The 20,365-nt window shown below is 68.4% G+C and carries 24 protein-coding genes; 10 read left to right on the top strand and 14 right to left on the bottom strand.

The features are described 5' to 3' along the window. Positions 1-362 precede the first annotated feature (362 nt). From WME97_RS39975 to WME97_RS40005, 7 genes are all read left to right on the top strand, one after another. Positions 363-1,286, top strand: a complete 924-nt coding sequence (locus WME97_RS39975; protein ID WP_437545585.1) for a LamG domain-containing protein — start codon at positions 363-365, stop codon at positions 1,284-1,286. Positions 1,287-1,377: 91 nt separating this feature from the next. Beyond that, the gene (gene istA, locus WME97_RS39980; RefSeq protein WP_437555340.1) at positions 1,378-2,616 is read left to right on the top strand and encodes an IS21 family transposase; all 1,239 of its coding nucleotides are present in this window, start codon (positions 1,378-1,380) and stop codon (positions 2,614-2,616) included. Continuing rightward, positions 2,613-3,395: an IS21-like element helper ATPase IstB gene (istB, locus tag WME97_RS39985; RefSeq protein ID WP_437544978.1), complete on the top strand. Its 783-nt coding sequence runs from the start codon at positions 2,613-2,615 to the stop codon at positions 3,393-3,395. Before istA ends, istB begins: the two co-directional genes overlap by 4 nt. Before the next feature lie 109 nt (positions 3,396-3,504). Further along, positions 3,505-4,791, top strand: a complete 1,287-nt coding sequence (locus WME97_RS39990) for a N,N-dimethylformamidase beta subunit family domain-containing protein (protein ID WP_437555581.1) — start codon at positions 3,505-3,507, stop codon at positions 4,789-4,791. A 187-nt stretch (positions 4,792-4,978) separates the two neighbouring features. Continuing rightward, positions 4,979-5,680 (top strand): hypothetical protein, encoded by a 702-nt coding sequence (locus tag WME97_RS39995; RefSeq protein WP_437545587.1) that lies wholly within the window; start codon positions 4,979-4,981, stop codon positions 5,678-5,680. Positions 5,681-5,726: 46 nt separating this feature from the next. Beyond that, the gene (locus tag WME97_RS40000; protein ID WP_437545589.1) at positions 5,727-6,323 is read left to right on the top strand and encodes a dihydrofolate reductase family protein; all 597 of its coding nucleotides are present in this window, start codon (positions 5,727-5,729) and stop codon (positions 6,321-6,323) included. Between the two features lie 73 nt (positions 6,324-6,396). Next, the gene (locus WME97_RS40005; protein ID WP_437545591.1) at positions 6,397-7,194 is read left to right on the top strand and encodes an alpha/beta fold hydrolase; all 798 of its coding nucleotides are present in this window, start codon (positions 6,397-6,399) and stop codon (positions 7,192-7,194) included. A 9-nt stretch (positions 7,195-7,203) separates the two neighbouring features. On the opposite strand, the gene WME97_RS40010 is transcribed toward WME97_RS40005, so the two are convergent. From WME97_RS40010 to WME97_RS40055, 10 genes are all read right to left on the bottom strand, one after another. After that, positions 7,204-8,427: an MFS transporter gene (locus WME97_RS40010; RefSeq protein ID WP_437545593.1), complete on the bottom strand. Its 1,224-nt coding sequence runs from the start codon at positions 8,425-8,427 to the stop codon at positions 7,204-7,206. Positions 8,428-8,808: 381 nt separating this feature from the next. Further along, a complete protein-coding gene (locus tag WME97_RS40015) occupies positions 8,809-9,594 on the bottom strand; it encodes an alpha/beta fold hydrolase (protein WP_437545595.1) in 786 nt (261 codons plus the stop codon). Between the two features lie 16 nt (positions 9,595-9,610). Continuing rightward, a complete protein-coding gene (locus WME97_RS40020; protein WP_437545597.1) occupies positions 9,611-10,246 on the bottom strand; it encodes an HD domain-containing protein in 636 nt (211 codons plus the stop codon). Between the two features lie 81 nt (positions 10,247-10,327). Next, a complete protein-coding gene (locus WME97_RS40025; RefSeq protein WP_437545600.1) occupies positions 10,328-11,335 on the bottom strand; it encodes a GlxA family transcriptional regulator in 1,008 nt (335 codons plus the stop codon). Between the two features lie 180 nt (positions 11,336-11,515). Beyond that, on the bottom strand, positions 11,516-12,136 hold the full coding sequence (locus WME97_RS40030; protein WP_437545602.1) for a glutathione S-transferase family protein: 621 nt from the start codon (positions 12,134-12,136) through the stop codon (positions 11,516-11,518). 120 nt (positions 12,137-12,256) lie between these two features. Then, positions 12,257-12,391 (bottom strand): hypothetical protein, encoded by a 135-nt coding sequence (locus WME97_RS40035; RefSeq protein ID WP_437545604.1) that lies wholly within the window; start codon positions 12,389-12,391, stop codon positions 12,257-12,259. Then, complete coding sequence (locus WME97_RS40040; protein ID WP_129572626.1) at positions 12,384-12,635, bottom strand: UPF0175 family protein; 252 nt, start codon at positions 12,633-12,635, stop codon at positions 12,384-12,386. Before WME97_RS40040 ends, WME97_RS40035 begins: the two co-directional genes overlap by 8 nt. A 172-nt stretch (positions 12,636-12,807) precedes the next feature. Next, entirely contained in the window at positions 12,808-13,290 is a 483-nt protein-coding gene (locus tag WME97_RS40045) for a nucleotidyltransferase (protein WP_437545606.1), read from the bottom strand. After that, on the bottom strand, positions 13,262-13,486 hold the full coding sequence (locus tag WME97_RS40050; protein WP_437545608.1) for a hypothetical protein: 225 nt from the start codon (positions 13,484-13,486) through the stop codon (positions 13,262-13,264). The genes WME97_RS40045 and WME97_RS40050 overlap by 29 nt, the downstream gene beginning before the upstream one ends. A gap of 525 nt (positions 13,487-14,011) precedes the next feature. Beyond that, positions 14,012-14,407, bottom strand: coding sequence for a winged helix-turn-helix transcriptional regulator (locus tag WME97_RS40055; RefSeq protein WP_437545610.1), 396 nt, complete (start codon positions 14,405-14,407; stop codon positions 14,012-14,014). Positions 14,408-14,554: 147 nt separating this feature from the next. Between WME97_RS40055 and WME97_RS40060 the strand changes: the two genes are divergently transcribed. Both WME97_RS40060 and WME97_RS40065 read left to right on the top strand, forming a co-directional pair. Further along, positions 14,555-15,361, top strand: a complete 807-nt coding sequence (locus tag WME97_RS40060) for an SDR family oxidoreductase (protein WP_437555583.1) — start codon at positions 14,555-14,557, stop codon at positions 15,359-15,361. 428 nt (positions 15,362-15,789) lie between these two features. After that, positions 15,790-16,494, top strand: a complete 705-nt coding sequence (locus tag WME97_RS40065) for an NADPH-dependent F420 reductase (RefSeq protein ID WP_437545613.1) — start codon at positions 15,790-15,792, stop codon at positions 16,492-16,494. Positions 16,495-16,549: 55 nt separating this feature from the next. On the opposite strand, the gene WME97_RS40070 is transcribed toward WME97_RS40065, so the two are convergent. The 4 genes from WME97_RS40070 to WME97_RS40085 all read right to left on the bottom strand — a co-directional run bounded on the left by WME97_RS40070 (position 16,550) and on the right by WME97_RS40085 (position 18,916). Then, positions 16,550-16,684: a hypothetical protein gene (locus WME97_RS40070; protein WP_437295333.1), complete on the bottom strand. Its 135-nt coding sequence runs from the start codon at positions 16,682-16,684 to the stop codon at positions 16,550-16,552. Between the two features lie 48 nt (positions 16,685-16,732). After that, a complete protein-coding gene (locus WME97_RS40075; RefSeq protein WP_437545615.1) occupies positions 16,733-17,221 on the bottom strand; it encodes a nucleotidyltransferase in 489 nt (162 codons plus the stop codon). A 498-nt stretch (positions 17,222-17,719) separates the two neighbouring features. Then, positions 17,720-18,334, bottom strand: coding sequence for a JAB domain-containing protein (locus tag WME97_RS40080; protein WP_437555585.1), 615 nt, complete (start codon positions 18,332-18,334; stop codon positions 17,720-17,722). 249 nt (positions 18,335-18,583) lie between these two features. After that, a complete protein-coding gene (locus WME97_RS40085) occupies positions 18,584-18,916 on the bottom strand; it encodes a hypothetical protein (protein WP_437545617.1) in 333 nt (110 codons plus the stop codon). 30 nt (positions 18,917-18,946) lie between these two features. Here WME97_RS40085 and WME97_RS40090 point away from each other — a divergent pair, with 30 nt between their 5' ends. Beyond that, positions 18,947-20,350 carry a metallophosphoesterase gene (locus WME97_RS40090; RefSeq protein WP_437545619.1) on the top strand — a complete coding sequence of 468 codons (1,404 nt, stop codon included), beginning with the start codon at positions 18,947-18,949 and terminating at the stop codon, positions 20,348-20,350. Positions 20,351-20,365 lie beyond the last annotated feature (15 nt).

Consider the following 20,365-nt stretch of genomic DNA (forward strand, 5'->3'; position numbering starts at 1 on the left):
CCGAGGCAATCCACCACAGGCACGCATCTTGCCTCGCAGTGCACCGTCGCCGTCCGAAGCCCATCAACGGGGATACGTAGTCATGCAGCGGCGGCCTATCTCCGGAGATGCGCGGATCGCCTGCGGCACACCGCGACCTATCCACGGGAATACGAAGATATGCTACAAGATGCCGCGACTCATCCGCGAGAATACGGTGATCGGGCACCACGGTTCGCAGCCTACATGCAAAACGCGAACAGGTGTCGCGCAGCACAGCTGATTGCGACGCTGGGTGGCAATACATCGAGGTACTCCCGCTTGAGGGTTCACACGAATCGCACCTTCGGCACCAAGCTCCGTAAAGAAGGAAAGATCCATCAATGAGCTCCTTGCCGCCGCACCGCCGCATCGATCTCGCCGGGCTGCACGCGTACGCCGACCGTGAGAGTGTCTACCCGGGCGAGCGTATCAAGTTCTACGTGAGCAGCCATACGCCGTACGACATCGAGATCCGGAGGCTCGGTACGGTGGTCGGCGATCGCGGCAGCGACACGATCGTCGCGACACAGGCGCAGCCCAGGCCCATGCAACAACCGGTTTATCCGGGGTCGTACATCCACGCGATCGGCCTCCAGCCGGGCTTCGTGGTGAACCAGATCACCATCGAATGTTGGGTCCGGCCCACGGTGGCGGGCGCTTGGACCGGGCTCGTCACGCAGCACGATTACCCGTCGGCGTGCAGCTTCGGGCTCTTCCTCGACCCGACGCTCACACCGTACTTCTACCTCGGTGATGGAGCCGCGTGGCAGCAGGCCGGCGACTGCGCTGCGCACCTGTGTCTCACGCCGGGCACGTGGCACCACGTCGTAGGTACCTGGGATGGCCGCACGCGCTGCCTCTACGTCGACGGGCAGCGCAGCGCAGCCAACGGTTTCACTGGATACGTCGCCGGTGGTGTGAGTCCGATCCGGCTGGGCGCGTACGGGAACAACGGCGTTGCGGATCAGTTCCTCGACGGCGATCTCGCGATGCCCGTCATCTACACCGAGGCGCTCACCGCCTCCGAGGTCCTCGGCCGGTTCAACGATCGGGGTCGGACGCCTCCGGCGCGTCCCGCGTTCGGCTGCTGGCCGCTCGACCATCGTGAAGGCGTTCTCGCGCCCGACATCTCCGACGACGCTCGCCACGGGACGATGATCAACAACGGGACGTGGAACATCGGCGGTCCTTCGTTCGCCGATGCGAAAGTCACGCAGTTCAGCGCGTGTAGAGCGTCAGTAATAATGACCCCCGCGCGACAGTAAAACTGACCCCCCTCCCTCGCGCCAGAGCGGAGGAAACGGCATGGAAATCAGGGACTTGGACGTGGCACCTCTCGGTTCGGAGGTGCAGGAGATGATCGAGCCGGACGTTATCCGGCAGATTCGCGAGTTCACGGCCCGAGGGTGGGGGTCCAAACGGATCGCCGCGGAGCTCGGCGTGGCTCGCAACACGGTCCGCCGTTATTTGCGCGGTGGAGCCGCCGCCGAGGCGCAGGTGCGCCCTGGTCGTCGCTGCTTGGACGAGGATGGCCGCGCCGAGGCCAAGCAGCTCTTCACCGGCTTGGCGGAGGGCAACGCCGTGGTCGTCGCAGGCGAGCTTGTCAGCCGTGGCATCACGGTAAGCCCGAGGACCGTACAGCGCGTGGTGGCCGACCTTCGCCGCGGGCAAAGGGCTGCCGACGTGGCCAGCGTACGGTTCGAGACCGCCCCTGGTTATCAGATGCAGATCGACTTCGGTCAGAAGCAGGTCCGCATCGCCGGCACATTCGTGCGGGTGCACCTGCTGGTCGCCGTATTGAGTCACTCACGAAGGCTGTTCGTCAAGGCTTTTCTGAGCGAGCGACAGGACGATTGGCGCGAAGGCATCGCAGAAGCCTTCCGCCACTTCGGCGGCGTGCCTCGCACTGTACTCGGGGACAATGCGCGCTCGCTGGTGCTCGGCCGCGAGCGCGAAACAGGCACCGTGACGTTCCACCCGGCTTACCTCGCGTTCTGTCGCGATTGGGACGTCACCCCGCGCGCCTGCGGGCCCTACCGGGCGCGCACCAAGGGCAAGACCGAGTCGGGCGTCAAGTACGTCAAGCGCAACGGGCTGGCGGGGCGCGAGTTCGAGTCCTTCGCCGCGCTCGAAGCCCACCTGGTCCGGTGGATGGGCGAGGCCGACCAGCGCATCCACGGCACGACCCACGAGGCGCCGATGGTGCGCTTCGAGCGCGATGAGCGGCACGCGCTCCGGCCGTTGCCGTCACGGCCCCTGCCGGTGCGAGAGCAGCGGCTCCGACGACGCGTAGCCAACGACGCCCTCGTCGACGTCGACACCATCCGCTACAGCGTCCCGCACCGGCTTGTGCGCGACACCGTGGACGTCGTTGTCGGTGAGCGCGAGGTCCGCATCTATCGGGGAACGGAGTTGGTGGCGCGGCACGAGCGCTCCTTCGAGCCTCATGCTCGTGTCGTCGAGCCCCGCCACTTTGACGGGCTGTGGCGAAGGCCTGCCGCGCCGACGCCGCTAGATGCGCCCCTGAGCGCCCTGGAGGCCATGGGGCGCAGCCTGTCGGACTACGCGGCCGTGATCGGGGAGGTGGCCTCGTGAGCCGCGAGATCGTGCATGCGCGCGTTGTCGAGAGCCTGAGCCGGCTCAGGATGCGCTCCATCGCCGAGCGGCTCGATGCCCTGCTCTCCGAGGCGGCCAGAACCGAGCCGACCTACCTCGATTTCCTCGACAAGCTCCTCTGCGAGGAGATCGGGTCCAAGCAGCGCAAGCGGGTGGCGATGGGGATCCAGATCGCGCACTTTCCGGCGATCAAGACCCTCGAGGACTTCGACTTCAAGTTCCAGCCCTCGATCGACCAGAAGCTCGTCCGCGAACTCGCCACCGGGCGCTTCATCGCTGAGGCCGAGAACGTGCTGGTGTTCGGTCCTCCCGGGGTGGGCAAGACGCATCTGGCCATCGCGCTGGGGCGGGCCGCCGTCGAGGCGGGGCACTCGGTGCTCTTCACGAGTGCGACCGCGCTCCTGGCGACGCTGTCGAAGGCGGAAACCGAGGGGCAGCTCGCGGAGAAGCTCTTGTTCTACACGAAGCCGAAGCTTCTGGTGGTCGATGAACTGGGCTACTTGCCCTTCGAGAGGCAGAGCGCCCATCTCTTCTTCCAGCTCGTTGCCAGGAGGTACGAGAAGAGCAGCACCCTGATCACGACAAACCAGGTGGTGACGCAGTGGGGCACGGTCTTCGGGGACGAAGTCCTCGCCGCCGCCATCCTCGACCGTCTGCTCCACCACAGCCACACCCTGATGATCTCGGGAGACAGCTACAGGCTGAAACAGAAAAAGAAGGCGGGTCTGCTCGGCGGGAACACCGCGCCGATCAGGTGATCCATGGGCGCGGGAGGGGGGTCAGTTTTACTGTCGCAAGGGGGTCAAAAGTTACTGTCGCTTGACAAGCGCGTACGATCCTGACGCCGACCCCGATCGGGGAAGCTCGGTGCGCTTCGCGCGCGATGATCTCCACGATTGCGGGTGGACCGTGACTGACACCGTCGTTATCCCCGCGAACGCACGCCCTGGCCTCTACGGCGCGCGATTTCGGGGTGCGAGCGGCGAGACATGGGTGTCATTCGTGGTGCGCGCGCCCCGCACGCGACCGCGGCCGCGCGTGGTTGTCCTCGCGAACACGCACACCTGGCGCGCGTACAATACGAATCCGTTCGGCGGCGAAGGCGGTGACGTTCCGCAGCACAGCTGCTACGCGCCCCATCGGGGTGGTCAACCCGGCTTCCAGCTCGGCCTGCGCATCCCTCTGCCAGCGGCGGCACCGGACACGATTGCGTACGGTGCCGGGTACCACCATCTGGTGCGCGCGGAGCACTTCACGCACGCATGGCTCGAGGCACAGCGCTATGATTACGACGTGATCGCGGACTCGGATCTGGATCGCGAGGGGCAGCGGGCGCTCGCAGGCGCCTCGCTCCTCGTCCTCGCAGGTCATGCCGAATACTGGACCACGCGAATGTTCGACACCGTCGACGCGTGGCTGACCAGCGGCGGCTGCCTCATGTCGCTCACGGGGAATGCGGTCTGGTGGACCGTCGCGTACGATCGCGATCGGTCGATCCTGGAGTGCCGCAAGGTGGGTCCCGGCCTCGGGACATTCACGGACCGATGGGGCGAGAGCTGGCACGCCGCCGACGGGCAACGCGGCGGGCTGCTGCGCGATTGCGGTCGGTCGTGGTCGAGCCTCTCGGGGCTCATGTTCCTCGCGTACACCGAGGCGGCGAGCTCCGCGGATTTCGCGCCCTACACGGTAGTCGACGGCGCGCACCCGCTGTTTCATCAGCCGCTCGAGACCGGCCTACGCGCGGGCGACAAACTCGGCACCGGGACGCTGGCCGCGGTCGGGCACGAATACGACGTCACGATCGCCACGCTACTCCCACTGCGGCAGGCTCCGGTGCCCTACGGTGCCGCCGAGCCCACACCGGAGCCGGGCATCGAGGTGCTCGCGACCTCGACGTTGCCGTGCTCGCGCGCGTTCGACTATTTCGGGCAGATCCTTCACACGACGGATGGCCAGGAGAGAGGCGCGACGAGCCAGGGCGGCGAGCTGATCTACTGGGAGCGTCCGCGCGGGGGGCGCGTGTTCAACGCCGGATCCGTCAACGCCGGCTCGGCGCTCTGGAGCGACCCCGCGTTCGCAGCGCTCGTCGCCAACGCGCTCGCGCGCTTCGGCATTGTGAGCGCCGGGAACGAGCCGCCGGACAACATGCCGTAGATCGGCGCTACCTGATGCGGGGCAGCGGAGGCGACATGCACGAGAAGGAGATAGTTCGACCCTCAGCTTCGTCGTACCGGTCGCCCTCCATCGATACGTGGCGACTCGTTCACGGAGGGCTCCCAGGACCCCGAGGCAATCCATGAGCATGTATTATTCTCATCTTCTCGTCCCGCTCGATCCTAGCTTGGTCTTCAAGGCGGAGGCGATGACGGCGTTTCTCGAGGCCGCGATGAGCGCTGGGTTCGTCGGGAAGGACCCCGAGCGGTTTGTGCGGACGGACCCCGAGCCCGTTGGGTCCTTCGTGTTCACGATGTCGCGCGGGATGCCCAAGGCCGGCAAGGTCCGCGGGCGCAATCCGGGGTCGTGGCTGCGTCCCGACTCCGCGGAGGAGCTCTGCCATTCCCTGGAGAATGATGACAACGTTCAAGCCACGATCTGGAGCGAGCTCCGACCGACCCGACCACCTCTGCTTGCGCTCGAAGCGCTTCAAGGCGGGGCGCGGGTCGACATGACGCAAGCGCAGTTCGACGACGTCTACTACGTCGCGATCACATGCCATCGCACCCAGGTGCCCGTGTCGATGTCCGAAGGCCGCGACGCCGAGGACGCGGCGCTCGATTTCGGAGCGCGCGTGGATCTCGGGGACGTGCCGCCGTATGCTATCGCCAATTACCCCTACAAGGCCGGGCACATGGAGATCGCCGGAATCGCTGCGGCTCGTTCATGGGTGAGCATCACCTTTGGCAACTACGTTTTTCCGCCTGCCCGGCTCTTCGAAGACCTGTTCTCGCGCGAGGGAGGTCTTCCATTTGCTGTGCCCGACTTCACGGCGCTCGCCGAACGATGCCTCGGCTGCGATCTTCGCCAAACGTGCCATTTTTGCTGACGCGCCTCCCCTGAACGCAGTCTCCACCCTCGAAAGGAGCATCGCAATGTCGAAGGTCGTCGCAATCATGTCCATGTCGCTCGACGGTTACGTCGCCGACCTCAACGATGGCGTGGCCGAGGTGTTCGACTGGTACGCCAATTCGGGGGACGTCGAGATCCACACCGGAGGCTCGGATCCCATGACGTTCAAGGTGTCCGGGCCGAGCGCCGAGCACCTTCGCGGTCTCACGTCCGAACTCGGTGCCATGCTCACCGGTCGACGCACGTTCAACTTCGCGCAGGGCTGGGGCGGAAATCACGCTTGGGGACCGGCGTTCGTGCTCACCCACGACATCCCCGCCGGATGGCCGCGACCCAACTCGACTGTCCACTTCGTGACCGACGGCATCGAGAGCGCCGTGCACCAGGCCAAAGCCGCCGCCGCCGGGAAGTCCGTCGGGGTCCATGGCGCCGACACCATCCAGCAATGCCTGAACGCTGGGCTCCTCGACGAAATCCACGTCGACATCGCGGCGGTTCTTCTTGGCTCCGGAGTTCGACTCTTTGACCGCCTCGCCCGCACGCCAGCCGTCCTCGGCAACCCGACGGTGATCGCGGGCGTCGGCGTCACCCACCTGCGCTACCCGGTACGCAAGGCGTAGTCCTGCTGGCGAGGGTCGAATGGGCGACGGGAGACATCACACGTGCGAAGCTGCGGGAGGCAGGGACAGTTCCATGACGACCTGGATCAGCGGAGTCTGCGAAACGAACGGCATCACCATCCACTACCTTCGAACTGGAGGCGCCAAGCATCCCGTCGTCCTGCTCCATGGATTGATGGGGAGCGGCGCCTGCTGGACTCCCCTGGCGCGGGCGCTCGAAGGTGAATTCGACGTCGTCATGCCCGACGCCCGAGGACACGGCGGCTCGAGCGCGCCGCCCCACGGATACCGGTACGACGATCACGCGAGCGACGTCGTGGGCCTCATCCGCGGCCTTTCGCTCTCTCGTCCGGTCCTGCTTGGCCACTCGATGGGCGGCATGACCGCCGCGGTGGTGGCGAGTCGAGGGGCGGGGGTCCTCCGCGGCCTCATCCTTGTCGACCCTACGTTCTTGAGCCCCGAGCGCCAGCGCGAGGTGTGCGACAGCGACGTCGCCGAGCAACATCGCCAGGTCCTCGGCTTGCAGAAGTCTGACCTCGTTGCGCGGGCCCGAGCCCGACAGCCGCATCGCTCGCCCGAGATCATCGAGCTCCAGGCCGAGGCGAGGCTGAAGACCCGCATGGACGCGTTCGACGTCCTCACGCCGCCCAACCCCGCGTACCGCGACGTGGTGAGCGCGATTGACGTCCCGAGCCTGCTCGTCATCGGTGACGACAGCCCCGTCGTCACGCTCGAGATGGCAACGGAGCTGCGGAGCCTCAACCCACGCGTGCGAATCGAACAGGTACAGGACGCCGGCCACGGCCTTCCCTTTGAACAACCCGAGCGCCTGGGAGAGGTGGTCCTGTCGTTCTTGCGTGGGCTGGCGTAGCTGCTGCGGTCACTCCGGCTCGCCCTCGGCGAGCGCGACGCGCTGGGCGTTCTCGGTCAGGACGCCGCGCCCGTGCCACAGCATCAGCACCGCATAGAGCGCCGCGAGCACGCGAAAGCCGCTGAACAGGCCGAAACGCTGGCCGAGCGAGCCGCCCACCACCGCGCCGATCAGGCCCCCGGCCGGTCCCGAGAGGGAGAACAGGCCGCCCACCCGGCCGCGGCCGAGCTCGGCGGTGAGCGCCGCGAAGCGATTGACGCTCGTGAGGTGCTGCACGCCCAGCCCGAGCCCGAGCAAGACCGCCCCGATCCACAGCGACGCGACGCCGAGGGGGAAAGCGAGCAGGAGCTCGGTCGCGAGCAGCAGCGAGAAGGCGATCGCGTAACGGGCAGCGTCGCGCAGCGGCGACAGGGCACCCCCGGCGAGGAGCAGGGTCAGCACGAACACGGCGCCCTGGAGGGTCACGAGGGTCGCGGCCTGGGGCACCGAGAGGTGAAACTCGCGGATCCCGATCAACACAACGAACACGGCGAAGTAGGACATCGCCATCTGACCACACAGCTCGATGAACATGCTCTGGCGCAGCTCGCGGCGAGACAGGATGATCCCGACCTGTCCGCGCAGGCGCTCGAGGAGCGGCGTGGCCGAGCGCCCGCGGCCAGGTGGAGCCCCGGAGAGCACGCGATCGCCGACGAATACCGTCGCCAGAAGCCCGAGCCCGGTCACAACGAACACGCCGGTGTAGCCGAGCAGGCCGAGGAGCTGCGCGCCGAGCATCGGGCCCACGAAGAACATGCCGAGCGAGTGGGACGCGCGCTGCCACCCTGCCTTGCGCGGGCCGAGGCGAGGAAGCAGGTGAAGAAACTCGGTCTGGGTCGCGACCATGCGAAACGGGTTGAGCAGCCCGAAGAGGACCACGCCCGCGATGAGCTGCCAGGGCCGATCCATGTGGGTGAAGCCGAGCAGGTACAGCGCCGCGCCCGCGAGGCCGCCGAAGCGGAACAGCGGCCGGCTGCCGTGGCGGTCGATCAAGCCCCCGACCGGCATCGAGAGCAGCAGCATGCCGGTGAACTGCAGGCCGCCGACAAGGCCGATCTGCCAGGGGGAGGCGTGGAGCGAGGCGGCATACAGCGGCAAGACCACCTTGGCCACGCCGTTGCTCGAGCCCGCGAGCAGGCCGAGCACCATGAAGCCGAGGAGATAACGCTGGGGAAGAGGCGGCGAAGGTGTCATCAGGCGAACCGAGGCGAGCGGCCGGTCGAGCGGCGCGTTCGTCCGCCGTGCCGAATCGGGGGGTGCTGCCGCGCGGGCGCCTTGCAAACCACGCTCCCGAGCCGGAGCAGGCCCCTGGCGACCGCCTCGCCGCCCCTGGCGCCACGGCAGGAGGCCGGCGCCAGCGTGCGGCCCGCCGCCTGCTGCTCCAGCAGCACACGCGCAGCACGCGCCCGCTGCTGGCGCAGCAAGGGCCCATCCGCTATAGCGGACAAGCGTCTTATGTAGAGGGCGACCGAGGGAGGCCTCGAGCCGACGGGCATCGGCGAGGGCTGGAGGCCCGCGCGTGAAACGACGGCCGCGGATCGTCCCTTCGAGCGTCCGCGATTTGCGCCTTCCGGCTCACGCGGATCCGAGCTCCCCGACGAAATCGCGCAGCGCGGACGCGAGCGCGAGGGGCGCCTCGAGGGGCGACAGGTGCCCTGTGCCGGGCAGGACGCGCAGGCCTGCGCCGGCGATGCGCGGCACCACCTCGCGCCGCAGGACGTCGAGGCGCTCGACCTTGTCGAGCTCACCGGCGATCAGCAGCGCCGGCGCGTCGATCGACGCGACGTCTGCGGAGATGTCCTCCTGCGACGCGACGTGCGGCCAGGCGGCCTTGGCTGCGGGCGCGCCGCGCAAGCTGTCCTCGATCACCTGCTGGCGCAGCGCGGAGCTCAGCGGACGCGCGGTCAGCACATGATCGAGCACGAAGCCGACCGACTCCGGCGAGTCATAGGCGCGGGCCATGGTCGCGCGTTGCTCGTCGCTGAGCGGCATCGGCGTGGGCGGCGCAGGGGCGACGAGGACGAGCCCCCGCAGTCCGGCAGGCCGGCGGGACGCCAGCAGTTGCGCGACCTTGCCGCCCATCGAGTGGCCCACCAGCACGTGGCGGTCGAGGCCGAGCACCTGGATCACGGCCTCCGCGTCATCGGCCAGATCGCCGATGCGATAGCCCTCTTCCGGTGCGTCGGAGTCGCCCCAGCCGCGGTGGTCGATCGCGACCGTGCGGCACCTCGGGGAGAGGGCCTCGGCCACCGCCGCCCACGTGCGCGATGAGCCGCCCCAGTAATGGAGAAAGACGAGGGCGATGTCCCCCTCACCTCGCTCCCGGACATGGATCTGGATCCGGTTCGCCGTGATCTTCATGAGCGCTCCGCCCAGCTCAGCTGTCGAAGGGGGCGCCCTCCAGCAGGGCGCTGGCGTCGAAGGGCTGAAAACCCGGCACGTAGCGGCGGCCGTAGTCCGCGAGGAAATTGCCGGCCGTTGTGTGTGGCTTCCGCTCCACGACGCCGCAGAGGGCGCGCCGCAGCTCCTGCTTCATCTCGAGCCGCGGATAGGCCCTCAGGATCTCCTCGACCGCTCCGCGCGGCAGCGCGTCCAGCCCCATGCCACCGTAATCGATCCCGATCCCGAGATGGGCGACGGCGACCTCCGGCTCCTTGTGCGGGGCGATGCCGAGGGTGGTGTGCAGCGCGATGGCGTCCCACACGAGGGACGCCTTCTCCCGGGGCAGGCCGCGGTCGACGAGAAAGGCCCGGGCCGCGTTGGCGCCGTCGACCTCGAAGCGCTCGGGGCCGGCGAAGCGCTCGGTCAGGCCGAGGTCGTGAAGCACAACGGAGAGGTAGAGCAGCTCGCGGTCGAGGGCGATGCCGCGCTGCCGGGCCGCGAGCTCGCCGAAGTAGTACGAGCGCATCACGTGGTGGAAGAGGTAAGGGGCCGAGACCTCGCGCGCGAGCACGGTCGCGTCATAGGCAAGGCGCGTGTCAGGGGCGTGGATTCCGGCGATCTCTGGGGTCATGGCGGGGGCTCCTGTCTGCCGGCGAAGGCCAAGCTCCAGGAGGGTGCGCGCTCGCTGGCGGGGCGCCCCGCCGAACTGACGTCATTTCCTGCCACGCGCGCGGGCGTTCCCGGAGAAGCGCTCCCGGTACTCGAGCGGTCCCACGCCGAGCCGGCGCAGGAAGGCGCGGCGCAGGTTCTGCTCGTCGCCGAAGCCGCACTGGTGGGCGATCCGCTTGAGCGGGAGGTCGGTGCCGGCGACGGCCTGGCAGGCGGCCTCGAGGCGCATGGCCGCGACCACCTTCGCCGGCGTTTGCCCTAGCGCGGCCGTGTACGCGCGCGCGAAGGTGCGCGGGCTCATCCCCGCCTGCGCGGCCAGGCGCTCGACGCGCAGATCGCCGGCGAGGCGGTCCGCCATCCAGGCATGCAGGTCGGCGAAGGTGCCGCCCTCGGCGGCCTGCGCCGCGAGCGGCGCGCTGAACTGCGACTGCCCGCCAGGCCGCTTGAGGAACACGACGAGCTGCCTGGCGACCGCCATCGCCGCGCGGTGCCCGAGGTCCTCCTCGATGAGCGCGAGGGCGAGGTCGATGCCGGCGGAGATGCCGGCCGAGGTCCAGATCGAGCCGTCGCGCAGGTAGACGGAGTCCGCGTCGACGCGGACGCGCGGGTGGCGCTCCGCGAGGAGCGGCGCGGAGCGCCAGTGGGTCGCCGCGCGGCGACCGTCGAGCAGGCCCGCGGCGGCGAGGAGGAAGGCGCCCGTGCACACGGCGCAGGTGCGGCGCACGCGCGGCGCGCGGCGGGCGAGCCAGGCGACGAGATCAGGCGGCACGGCCGGGGCCTCCGGCGGCCCGCTGCCCGGCACGATCAGGGTGTCGATGGCCTCGCCGTCGAGCGCCGCGAGCGGCTCGGCACAGACCGCGAGCCCGGTCGTGGTGCGTGCCGGCCCGCCGGTCGTCGAGGCGACGATCGCGCGATAAGGCGGAGCCGCGCCCGGCGCGCGCAAGGTGGTCGCGACGGTGAAGGCCTCGAGAGGCCCGGCGAGATCGAGCAGCGCGACGCCCTCGAAGGCGAGCAGGACGACAAGGCGGGGCTGGGTGAAGCTCGCTGGCATGAGGGGACAGGGAGATAGATCAAGGCGGGCCAGGCGGGAGCGCAGCAGAGCGGGAATGCGCTCGATCTCGCCGCCGCCCGCGCGACGACGCTTTCGCCGCGCCCATCGCCGGCCGGGCGCTGATCGGCGGCCCGGCTTTCCTGGTGATGCTCCGCAAGAGTCAGGGCGAGGGCGGAGACGTCAGCCCGGCCTGACCCGCTTGGCCGCAGGCCGGCTCGTACAGCGGGCGATCCACGCGTTCACGTTCGCGAAAGGCGAGAGGTCCACGCCGACGTGGGCCAGGAACGGCAGCGCCGTCACGAGCGACACGTCGGCGAGCGAGAACTGGTTGCCCACGAGGTACTCCTTGCCCTCGAGCGCGCGGTCGAGGATCTCGACCCCGTTCGTGAGGTCCTGCTTCGCGCCCTCGGCTACCTTGGGGTTGCGCTCGTCGGCGGGGAAGCGGTCCAGGGTGTTGCGCACGAGCCGCGTCATCGCCTCGTACAGCGTGACGTTGCCCCAGGCCATCCACTTGAACGCCTCGGCGCGATCGGCGTTGAGCGGCGGGAAGAGGCCCTTGTCCACGCCGAAGCGCTCGCCGAGGTAGAGCAGGATCGCGAGCCCTTCGAAGATCGGCTTCCCCTCCGCGATCAGCAGCGGGACCTTGCCGTTCGGGTTGAGCGCGAGGTACTCGGGCTTGCGCTGATCTCCCGCCGCGAGGTCGAGCTTGACCTTCTCGTAGGGGACGCCGAGCTCCTCGAGCGCCCAGTGCACCCGGTCTGCGCTCGTCATGGGGGCGTAATAGAATTTTAGGTCGGACATGTGGCGAGCAGAACTCCGCCACGCGCGAGCCGCAAGGGGGCTTCGTCCGTCGCGCACGAGCTCGATCTCGGTGGACGGCGCTCCACGCCATCCGTCGAGCTGCTCATGCTGCTCATGACGTCACGTGGCGTCGGCCGGCACGTGACCGAACAGCCGGCGCGCGCAGTCGTGCCCGTACATCTCGGCGAGCCAGTCGATGGCGCCGATGCGGTGAAGGTACAGCAGGGGTCGGGTATTGCTGATGGCCTCAACCAACTGCGGCCTCCAGCGCGCGGAGCTCGGCGTCGAGAGGGAAAACCTTGTAGCGACCCAGACTCAGCAGAAATTCGACCCGCGCCATGCCGGCGAGCTCCGCAGCGCGGCCGGACGAGAGCCGCCCCAGTTCGTACAGCTTGACCGCGGCGAGGGTGCGGAGCTCTCGCGCGAACTCAGCTTCGTCCATCTTCTCCGCAAGGAGCACCTTCTCGGGCACATCCACCACAATCTGTCGAGTTGCCATGTTCCGTCCCAGGTTGCTCGGAGAGGCGGGCAACGCTGTTTTTAGCAAGTTTTAGCACGAAAGGTGCCTGGCGAGCACACGAAGGAGCTTAGCGACCTTCGTCGGCGCGGACATGCGGCTCGCTTGCGGTAGCCGGCGTCGCTTCGTTCTCGCAGGTCGACGTCGATCAGTATCAGGGGGATCGGCGCGCACGGATCGCAGCGATCTCACCGAGATCGAGCAGATCTTTGGCACGACCGGCGGCGCGCTTGGCGCGTTCCAGGGCGTCCAGCCCCAGGATTCGAACCGCAGAGCCGTAGAGCTGGATTTCCTCCGACCCTCTCACAACGTCGTCGAAGCTACCCACTCCGGGCACTTCGCCCAGCAAGTCTATGGCGCCAATGTCCGTGCTCAGCGTGAAGTTGAGCCCGCTCCATAACGTCTGGTCATCCCAGAAGAAGGGCAACTCGGGGGGAAACCCGCGAAGCGTAGGATGGAACGGAGCCAGGGCGCGTGCGAGGCGCCGCAAGTTCTCGCGATCGCGCGAGTAGCACATATCGAGGTCGTTCGTCGTGCGGCTCGAGCCTTGAATTACCAGTGCGAGCCCGCCGATGATCACGAAATCGACACGCTCACCGACGAGCGCTTCAACGACGCGCCGAAAGTCGGTGACCATGGGCTGCCTTCGCTTCCTCGATGAACTCGAGTGCCTTCCGCATCCGCTCGACTCTCTCGGTCGGAGTCAAGCGCAGGTTCTCGGCGATGAGCGATGCATCAACGCCGGAGGGGACTCTTTCGAGTATCCGCTGATCCCAGCTCTTCTCGGCGTCGGCGGGTTCAGCCGCTGTTCGTTCGGCTTGGCGATCATGCATCGGGGTCGGGCTCCTGACCCACTGTACCACGGTGGTGATCCCCGACGATAGCGAGCGAGCATGGCTCCCGAGGCCGGCCGGCTGTCGTCTCCCTGAGCGCATACGCCCGTCGCAGTCTTCCCGCCTTGGACGTCGGAGCGGCCAGGTGGGTCCCACCGCCCGACCTCGCGAGCGCCTTTCTCGCGCGCCATCCAGGTCGATGTCGCACGTCGGGCGCGCGATCGTTCAGCTCGACCTCAGCCCGATCGTGAAAGATGACCGGGAGCGTCACCGGAACCGCGCGCGGGCGTCACGAAAGACCTCCTCGGCCGGTCGCCCCCGGGACGGATCCGCGTCGAGCTCTGCGTCCCGGCGCGTCGCTTCCGTCGGTTGCTCCACGGGCTCCAGCGCCTCTTCCGCTGCCCGGTCTCGCGGAGCTCCCGGCGGGGGCGGTGCGCGGGAGGCTGCCGGCTGGATGCGCAGGGGCGCAGCGCGCCGCAAGGGCAACCTCGTGGACGGCGGCGTAGCGGCCCGCCGGGGCAGCCATCACGAACGCGAATCGACGGGAGAGGACGCGCCGCGCTTGGCTGCCCATCGCAGCAGCGTGTCCAGCGCCGGGCAGAGCGATTGTCCCCACTCGGTGAGCCCGTACTCGACCCGGGGCGGCACCTCGGGGTGCGTGACGCGCCAGATCATCCCGTCGCGCTCCATCTGCCGGAGCTGCTGGATCAGCATCTTCTGCGAGATGCCAGGGATGGCGCGCTCGAGCTCCGAGAAGCGCTGCACCTTCCCTCCGAAGAGGCGGAAGAGGATCACCAGCTTCCAGCGCCCCTTGAGGAGCTCGAGGGCCTGCTCGACACGCTCGGCGGCGATCTCGGGAGTCGCCGGCTCGTCGTACTCACCTTCAGGTGCGTACCCCACCTTTTCGTGCGTTCTTGCCACCCGATGAGCCTAGCCCAACTTTGCGTGCGAGGGGGCCCACGCGCCGGGCCGCGAGTCATCGTCCCTCAGGAGGAATCACCGCCCATGAAAGTACCTGAACCGCTCGCAGGGGACGTCGCCGCGCAGAACGCGCGGAGCGTCGATGCCATGCCCGCCTACTCCCGACGATTCTCGATCGATCCCGAGGAGTTCGCCGGCAAGCGCGTGCTCGTCACAGGCGGCACCAAGGGGGCGGGCGAGGCCATCGTCCGCCGCCTCGGCGCCGGGGGCGCCGTGACGGCGACCACGGCGCGCTCTGCGCTCCCGGCAGGCCAGTCGCCGAACGTCTTCGTACAGGCCGATCTCGCCACGGTGGCAGGGGTGGACGCCGTCGTCCGCGCGGTCCTGGGCGAGCTTGGCGGGATCGACATCCTGGTCCACAGCGTCGGCGGCTCCTCTGCGCCGGGCGGCGGCTTCGCGTCGCTCACCGAGGACATCTGGCACGACGAGCTGTCGCTCAACCTCATGGCCGCCGTGCGTCTCGATCGCGCGCTCCTCCCGCACATGATCGCGCGAGGCGCGGGGGTCGTCCTCCACGTTACGTCCATCCAGCGCCGGCTCCCTCTCCACGACGCGACGATCGCGTACGCGTCGGCGAAAGCCGCGTTGTCCACGTACAGCAAGGCGCTCTCCAAGGAGCTGGGACCGAAGGGCGTCCGCGTGAACTCGATCGCCCCGGGATGGATCCGCACGACGGCAGCCGAGACCTTCGTGAAGCGCCTTGCCGACGACGCCGGTACGGATGAAGACACGGCCCGGCAAGGCATCATGAACGCGCTCGGTGGTATCCCCCTCGGGCGTCCCGCATGGCCCGAAGAGGTCGCGGAGCTCGTCGCATTCCTTGCCTCCGACAGGGCGGCGTCCATCCATGGGAGCGAGTACCTGATCGACGGGGGCACTGTGCCCACCGTTTGACGGCAAACGCCGGACCCACTCGGCACAACAAGTGGAAAACCACCATCCGCCAACCTATGAAGTGATAGCTGACAGATCGTTCAAACCGACGCCGCTTCGCGGCACGGCTCAACTCAGGCGTTGCGCCGGCGGACGTTTGAACTTGCTGCTCCCTCATCCCATCCCCGGGACGATGTCGCGCTGGCCGTGGACGACGCCTTGCTGCTCGTGAACGAGGTCGCCCTACCTTGGGGGCCAGGTCGTCATACCCCGAGGGCAAGCTCGTCCTGGGGGCAGCGTTCTCCTGCGCGGGCCGAGGGCGGCTGGTCGTGGTACAGCCCATCCCCGACGTGAACGGCGCGAGCGATCGCCCGTCTGCGTCAGACGATGCACCTGGACCGCCGGCGTCCGCGCTCGATCGCGGGCGGCTCGGCTCGAAGGAGTGACGAATGCAGATCGGAATCATCGGCGCCGGCTCGATCGGCGGGTCGCTGGCGAAGCTGTTGGGGAAGCTCGGTCACCAGGTCGTGATCGCGAACTCGCGCGGGCCGGACACGCTCCGCGAGCTTGCCGCCGAGACCGGCGCCACCCCCGTCTCGGCCGCGGAAGCCGCGCGCGGCGGCGAGATCGTGGTCGTTACGATCCCCCAGCGCGCAGTCGTGGACCTGCCGAAGGATCTCTTCGCCGGCGTGCCCGCCGACGTGGTCGTGATCGACACCAACAACTACTACCCGGTCCGCGACGGCAGCATCCCGGCCATCGAGGCGGGGCAGGTCGAGAGCGCGTGGGTCGCCGAGCAGATCGGGCGGCCGGTGGTCAAGGCGTTCAACAACATCTACTTCGAGAGCCTGCTCGCTAAGGGCGAGCCGAAGGGCACGCCGGGGCGCGTCGCGCTCCCGATCGCGGGGGATCCGCCGGAAGCGCGGGCGAAGGTCATGCGCCTCGTCGACGAGCTCGGCTTCGATGCGGTCGACGCAGGCGGCCTCGAGGACTCGTGGCGCCAGCAGCCGGGTACCCCCTGCTACATCCACGACCTCGACGCGCCTCGGCTGAAGGAGGCGCTCGCCGCGGCCGAACGGAGCCGCGTCCCCGAGTACCGCAAGGCCTCGGACGACTGGCTGCGATCGCTCATCGCGTCACAGAGCCCGAGCTGATCCGAGCGCAAGCGGAATCGTCGGTCGCAGCGGCTGCCTCGAGGACACAGTATCCTCAGATCGATCCAAGCGTCGCTGATGCAGCGAAGCTTCCCGAGCCGAGGCTGCCGCCGATGAACCACTCGCGGCCGAGGCTCTCGAGCGCGGCGGCCACGCGCAACGCGGAGACGACATCCGTCGAGCTGCTCATGACGTCACGCGGCGCCGGCAGGGCGGCAGATGCCAACTGCATCTGTGCTCAGGTCCGTCGCCGTTCGTCGAGCGTCGCACGGAGCACCTGGAGCATGAGCTGATCCTTGGGTCGGGTGAGCTTCTCCTTGATCACGATGAGCCGTTCGAGCGTGATGACACGTATCGAGATCCCACCGAGATCCAGGCCCTCGCTGTCGGCCAAGAGTTCGTCGTACGATGTCCCTTCCTCGATTGTGCCCAGCAGGTCCAGCGTTCCCATGTTGGTCGCCAGCAGCTGGTGCCCAGTGGAGGCCAGATGAGAGGCGGTTGGTGAAAGCCTCCTCTGGAGATCTATCCGGTAGACGGCATCGAGCTCACGCAGCGCACCGAGCAGCCGTTCGATATTGTCCGGCGTGCGAGCGTGTACGACGTCCAGATCGAACGTGTTGACGGGGGCTCCCTGGATCACGGCGGCGACGCCACCGACGACGATGAAGTCGACTCGATGCCAGGCGAGCACCCCGAGGAGTTCAGCGATCTTCGTCGGACCGGGCATGCGGTTCTCGCGCGCGCCTGCTCTCACGGGCGAGCGTGACGAAGTCGATGTGGGCCTGGAGGGTGGCGACCCGATCCGCTGGCGTGAGGCTTAGCATCCAGCGGATGAGCGTGAGGTCGACGCCGTCCTCATTGTAGACCGGAGGTGCCGCTTCAGGATCGACCATCTTGGGTGGAGCGTATCACGCACGGATGCGACGGACGAGCCCCCGCATCGCGGCGGGCTGTGCCGCACTCCACTCCATCCAGGCATGCGGCGCCAGGCGTCTCGCCGGCCGTCATTGCGCGGATCCTGCCCGATGTGTGACCAGAGACTTCCGCGATGGCCATCCACCAGGCCGCCCCCGATGGGGGCGTGCGCTATCCGCCAGCCTGAGCCGCCGATGCCCGAGGCTTGCGGAGCAGCCTGCCGGGGGGAGGCGCGGGAGGCTGGCGGCTGGATGCGCAGGGGTGGCGGGGCGAAGTGCCCTGACGCAGGGGCGCAGCGCGCCGCGAGGGCCTACTCGTGGACGGCGGCGTAGCGGCCGCTGGGCGTGACGATGACGTGGGCTGTGAGCGGGACGAGCAACTCCGCGGAGAGGTGGCGCAGCTCCAGGGTCATCGCTTCGTCCTCGCGGGTCGGCGTCGGGTCGCCGCTCGGGTGGTTATGGGCCAGGACGAAGCTGTGGGCGGCCATGTCCAGCGCCGTGCGCAGGACGGTGGAGCGGCCGACGTGGAGGGCGTCGTCGGAGCCGCGGGCGAGCAGGCGCGTTTCGCGGACGCGGCCGTGGGTGTCGAGCGCCGCGATCCAGAGCTCCTCGTGGACCAGGGACGCCAGCCTCGGGCCGAAGTACCGCGCCACGCGGGCGGCGTCGGTGAGGAGCGCGCCCCGGCGCGCGCGGGCGGCGTGGTAGCGGCGGCCGAGCTCGAAGGCGGCGGCGAGCCGGGTCGCGTCGAACAGTGCGATCTGGGTGCGCTCGGCCAGCGCCGCGGGCGAGAGGCGACCGAGGGAGGGGAGAGCGGCCGTGCCGAGGATGCGCGGCCCGACGCCGGGCAGGCCGAGCACCATCTCGAGGAGGGCGGCCTCGGTCGCGGTCGGCAGCTCGGCGGGGGCGTCGACGGGGGTGCGGCTCATCGGGCTCATCGGGGCCACCTCCGAGAGCGGGTGAGGGCGCGGGCGAAGAGGCGGCGCGCGAGGCGGAGGCGGGTGGCGACCGTGGGGCGCGGGAGCGAGAGGGAGGCGGCGATCTCGTGCGAGGAAAGGTCGGTGGCGGCGAGCGACAGGATCTCGAGCAGCTCGGGGCGGAGACGGTGGAACGCGCGGAGAAGGCCGCGGGCGACGAGGCGGGCCTCGGGCGAGGGGGCGGCGAAGGCGGAGAGGCGGTCAGGGTCGACCGCGGGGGAGTTCGTGGCGGCGGTAGGCCTTGTCGCGGTAGTGCGAGGCCTGCCGCGAGGCGATGCCGGCGAGCCAGGGGCGGAAGGCGTCGGCGGGTCGAAGCGCGGGGGACGTGCGGAAGCGGCCGGCGCGCATGCTGCGCCAGGCGCCGAGGACGGTGTCCTGGGTGAGGTCGTCGAGATCGTCGGGGAGAACGCCGCGAACGCCGCGGGCGCGGAAGAAGCCTGGCGGTGCGATCCGAGGCGGATACGACGCCTTGACAAAGCACGAACGGCGGAACACCGGGACGTTGGACGTGGGTACTGCGTTGACGTAGCGCAAGCGCCGTCGCTAGCATGCGATGACCGCCCTATGCGCCGCGTCATCGTCATCTCAGACCTCCACATCGGGGGGCATAAGTCCCCGATGCTGGGCCACCCGGAAGTACTGGCCGACTTCCTACGACAGCTAGCGGCCTACGAAGGCCATGACGAACTGGAGCTCGTCATCGCTGGCGATTTCATCGACTTCCTGGCGGAAGAGCCTCTGGAGCCATGGACGCCCACAGAAGATCGCGCGGTCGAAAAACTAGAAGCCATGTTTCAGCGTCTTCCGAGCCTCTTCAACGCCTTCGCGCTCTGTGCGCAGCGGCTGCCTCGGTTCACGATCCTCGTAGGCAACCACGACATTGAGCTCGCTTATCCGCGCGTGCGCGAGTCACTCTTCCGGCAGCTCGGCACCAATCCCCACCGCTGTCATTTCGTCGTCGGCAATGACGCTTACCGAGTCGGCGAACTACTGGTCGAGCATGGCAATCGATATGATCCCTGGAACGCGGTCGACCACGATGGCCTACGACAGATTGCGAGTGCCGCATCCCGCCGTGAGAGGGCCCCACGATCGCTCGAGGTATGTCCTGGTGCTTTGCTCGTGCATGGCGCGATGAACCCGCTCAAGGAGCGCTACCACTTCATCGATCTACTCAAGCCGGAGGGGAAAATCCTCGCCCTGTTGTTCCTCGAGATGGAGCCCACAATTGTCAAGAAGCACCTACGGGAACTGTTCCGCCTCGCTAGTTCGTGGGTGGCCCAGCGCTACCGCAAGGCGGTGTGGACCGCCGATGGCGACGGGATCGCGCCCACTCACGAGCGCCTAGTCGCCGGAGAGGACGCTGCAGACATGTTGCCGGTCGAGGTACGGCGGGCCTTCTACCAGGAACTGGCCGAGATTGAGGCACGACAGGAGCGCCATATCGGGGCCGGGGGCGTACTAGACGCGCTCCACACCATCGTGCTTGGCAGGGAAGAGGACGGGCTTTCGGCAATGTTCGCGCGCGGTGAGGCGATCCCGCGCGAACGTCTGCGAAAGATCCAGGTGGCGCTCCGCAGCGTGCCCAACCGAACGGAGGTGTTCGAAGAAGGCTTCGTCGACGGCGACTGCCACTCGGCAGCGAAAAAACTGGCCGAAACAGGGACGATAAAGGTGGTGGTTATGGGGCACACTCACCTCGCACGCGAGATCGCATTACCTGGCGGCGGATACTATATTAACACAGGAACCTGGGCCGATCTGATCAGGGTCGACCAATCACTGCTCGAAGATACGGACGCAGGGCGCGACGCCCTGGAGGCTTGGCTGCTCCGCATCACGACTAACCAACTCCACGGAATCCGGGAGCACCGTCCGAGCTACGCAGATGTGCGGCTGAACGACGGACGCATAGCTCAGGATCAACCTATACTTCGCTGGTATCGGGAAGACGAGCGAGTCGCTTAAACGCGTGAGGGGAGC

Origin of the sequence: Sorangium sp. So ce367, from assembly GCF_051520455.1 — a bacterium.
GTDB lineage: Bacteria > Myxococcota_A > Polyangia > Polyangiales > Polyangiaceae > Sorangium > Sorangium cellulosum_B.

What these genes read in the sequence shown, in the direction of transcription:
- WME97_RS39975 (WP_437545585.1), top strand. Translation starts at nt 363, where the DNA reads ATGAGCTCCTTGCCGCCGCACCGCCGCATCGATCTCGCCGGGCTGCAC.
- istA (WP_437555340.1), top strand. Translation starts at nt 1,378, where the DNA reads ATGATCGAGCCGGACGTTATCCGGCAGATTCGCGAGTTCACGGCCCGA.
- WME97_RS40000 (WP_437545589.1), top strand. Translation starts at nt 5,727, where the DNA reads ATGTCGAAGGTCGTCGCAATCATGTCCATGTCGCTCGACGGTTACGTC.
- WME97_RS40005 (WP_437545591.1), top strand. Translation starts at nt 6,397, where the DNA reads ATGACGACCTGGATCAGCGGAGTCTGCGAAACGAACGGCATCACCATC.
- WME97_RS40010 (WP_437545593.1), bottom strand. Translation starts at nt 8,427, where the DNA reads ATGACACCTTCGCCGCCTCTTCCCCAGCGTTATCTCCTCGGCTTCATG.
- WME97_RS40015 (WP_437545595.1), bottom strand. Translation starts at nt 9,594, where the DNA reads ATGAAGATCACGGCGAACCGGATCCAGATCCATGTCCGGGAGCGAGGT.
- WME97_RS40020 (WP_437545597.1), bottom strand. Translation starts at nt 10,246, where the DNA reads ATGACCCCAGAGATCGCCGGAATCCACGCCCCTGACACGCGCCTTGCC.
- WME97_RS40025 (WP_437545600.1), bottom strand. Translation starts at nt 11,335, where the DNA reads ATGCCAGCGAGCTTCACCCAGCCCCGCCTTGTCGTCCTGCTCGCCTTC.
- WME97_RS40030 (WP_437545602.1), bottom strand. Translation starts at nt 12,136, where the DNA reads ATGTCCGACCTAAAATTCTATTACGCCCCCATGACGAGCGCAGACCGG.
- WME97_RS40040 (WP_129572626.1), bottom strand. Translation starts at nt 12,635, where the DNA reads ATGGCAACTCGACAGATTGTGGTGGATGTGCCCGAGAAGGTGCTCCTT.
- WME97_RS40045 (WP_437545606.1), bottom strand. Translation starts at nt 13,290, where the DNA reads ATGGTCACCGACTTTCGGCGCGTCGTTGAAGCGCTCGTCGGTGAGCGT.
- WME97_RS40050 (WP_437545608.1), bottom strand. Translation starts at nt 13,486, where the DNA reads ATGCATGATCGCCAAGCCGAACGAACAGCGGCTGAACCCGCCGACGCC.
- WME97_RS40060 (WP_437555583.1), top strand. Translation starts at nt 14,555, where the DNA reads ATGCCCGCCTACTCCCGACGATTCTCGATCGATCCCGAGGAGTTCGCC.
- WME97_RS40065 (WP_437545613.1), top strand. Translation starts at nt 15,790, where the DNA reads ATGCAGATCGGAATCATCGGCGCCGGCTCGATCGGCGGGTCGCTGGCG.
- WME97_RS40070 (WP_437295333.1), bottom strand. Translation starts at nt 16,684, where the DNA reads ATGAGCAGCTCGACGGATGTCGTCTCCGCGTTGCGCGTGGCCGCCGCG.
- WME97_RS40075 (WP_437545615.1), bottom strand. Translation starts at nt 17,221, where the DNA reads ATGCCCGGTCCGACGAAGATCGCTGAACTCCTCGGGGTGCTCGCCTGG.
- WME97_RS40080 (WP_437555585.1), bottom strand. Translation starts at nt 18,334, where the DNA reads ATGAGCCGCACCCCCGTCGACGCCCCCGCCGAGCTGCCGACCGCGACC.
- WME97_RS40090 (WP_437545619.1), top strand. Translation starts at nt 18,947, where the DNA reads ATGCGCCGCGTCATCGTCATCTCAGACCTCCACATCGGGGGGCATAAG.